General features: G+C 38.5%; 2 protein-coding genes. Both read left to right on the forward strand.

The window, feature by feature from the left end:
* Positions 1 to 182 precede the first annotated feature (182 nt).
* Positions 183 to 1,292 carry a 5-methyltetrahydropteroyltriglutamate--homocysteine S-methyltransferase gene (locus tag BAU17_RS01160; RefSeq protein WP_161900980.1) on the forward strand — a complete coding sequence of 370 codons (1,110 nt, stop codon included), beginning with the start codon at positions 183 to 185 and terminating at the stop codon, positions 1,290 to 1,292.
* A gap of 16 nt (positions 1,293 to 1,308) precedes the next feature.
* Positions 1,309 to 1,647, forward strand: a complete 339-nt coding sequence (locus tag BAU17_RS01165; RefSeq protein WP_161900981.1) for a DUF6054 family protein — start codon at positions 1,309 to 1,311, stop codon at positions 1,645 to 1,647.
* Positions 1,648 to 1,696: the final 49 nt, after the last annotated feature.

Below are 1,696 nucleotides of genomic sequence, written 5' to 3' on the forward strand. Positions count from 1 at the left end.
GGATAATAACGGTATTTGGCGAGACACTGTCTTGATGGAACGAAGAAGCCAAGTTGTTGGGGTAGATTAGATTTTTTTAATCATCTGTTCCGCTTGAAGAACGTTGACATGATAACTATTGTCTCCTATACTAAGACTAATATTATGGACTAATATTAAAAAACGAGGAGAGAAGGGGTTCAATGAGTCAAGCAACATATCCTTATCGTTATGATATTGTGGGGAGTTTTTTACGTCCGGTAACATTAAAAAAAGCACGACTAGCATTTGCTGAAGGAGAACTTTCTGCTAGTGAATTACGTGCCATCGAAGATCAAGAAATAGCAAAACTTGTTGATAAACAAATTGCTATGGGTCAGCAAGTAGTAATGGATGGCGAGTTTCGACGTTCGTGGTGGCATTTGGATTTCATTGAAGGTTTGCTTGGTGTAGAATCATTTGTAGCAAGTTCAGGCATTCAATTTCATGGTAAAAAGACACGTACAAATAATGCGTGGATTGCAGATAAAGTAGCCTGGAATCCAGAACATCCATTTTTAGCAGACTTTGCTTATTTACAATCAATTACGCCAAAAGAAGCAGTTGCCAAACAAACGATTCCAGCACTAGGCATCACTTTTTTATTAGGTGCATTACTAAATGAAAAATACAATCAAAACCCAACCTACGACACAATTGATGAATTACTAGCGGATTTAGTTGTTACTTACCAAGAAGCAATTCAAGCTTTTTATGATGCGGGGTGTCGTTATTTACAATTAGACGATACGAGTTGGAATTTGTTTTGCGATCCAAAGTTTGAAGGTCGTTATGCAGGTGATTTAAATGAATTGACAGCAAAAGTGTCGCAAGCTATTGCACAATCGATTGAGAAGAAACCAGCAGATTTAGTGATTGCTTTTCATACATGCCATGGTAATTTCAATTCCACGTATGCATCACAAGGAGACTATACGCCAATTACAGATTCGTTGTTTAAAGTTCCGGTGGATGGATTTTTCTTAGAATTTGACAGTGATCGCAATGGTGGTTTTGAGCCGTTGGCAGCAATTGAGGACGCCGTAGTTGTTTTAGGATTAATTACAACGAAAACGGGACAACTTGAAGACAAGGAGACCATTATCCAGCGAATTCATGAAGCAACGGCATATATTCCTTTGGAACGTCTTTGTTTAAGTACGCAATGTGGGTTTGCATCAACGGAAGAAGGAAATATTTTATCCGAAGAAGAACAATGGGCTAAAATTCGCTTAGTCAATGAGATTGCCCGTGAAGTTTGGCATGTTGATTAGAGAGTAGGGGAAATACATGGCAAAATATGAAGCAAGAGTGGTAGGCGCTTTTGATGAAATCCTTAGCTATCTTCATCAGGAATTAGAAAAAGGCAGTATGACCTTATCACTTGAAGAAGAATCGTACATTGAATTGGGAGAAACTAAAATTGCTATCCGTGCCTATGAACGTTATAGCTGGTTTGGCCAAAGTCGTGTTAGCTTACATTTGACCTTAGTCTCAAATGGACAGTCAACAGTCGTCTCGGCGATTTCTACTGGCGGGAGTCAAGCAGCACTACTTAAAGTCAATACGTTAAGTGAAAGTAGTTTCTTAGATTCGATTATTCCAGCTATTGAAAAAATAAAGGAGTAGGAAAGCAATGAAACGATGTGATTGGGCAAAAAGTGAGTTGGATCAAACG

The organism is Candidatus Enterococcus willemsii, from assembly GCF_009933335.1.
Classification (GTDB): domain Bacteria; phylum Bacillota; class Bacilli; order Lactobacillales; family Enterococcaceae; genus Enterococcus_F; species Enterococcus_F willemsii.

What these genes read in the sequence shown, in the direction of transcription:
- BAU17_RS01160 (WP_161900980.1), top strand. Translation starts at nt 183, where the DNA reads ATGAGTCAAGCAACATATCCTTATCGTTATGATATTGTGGGGAGTTTT.
- BAU17_RS01165 (WP_161900981.1), top strand. Translation starts at nt 1,309, where the DNA reads ATGGCAAAATATGAAGCAAGAGTGGTAGGCGCTTTTGATGAAATCCTT.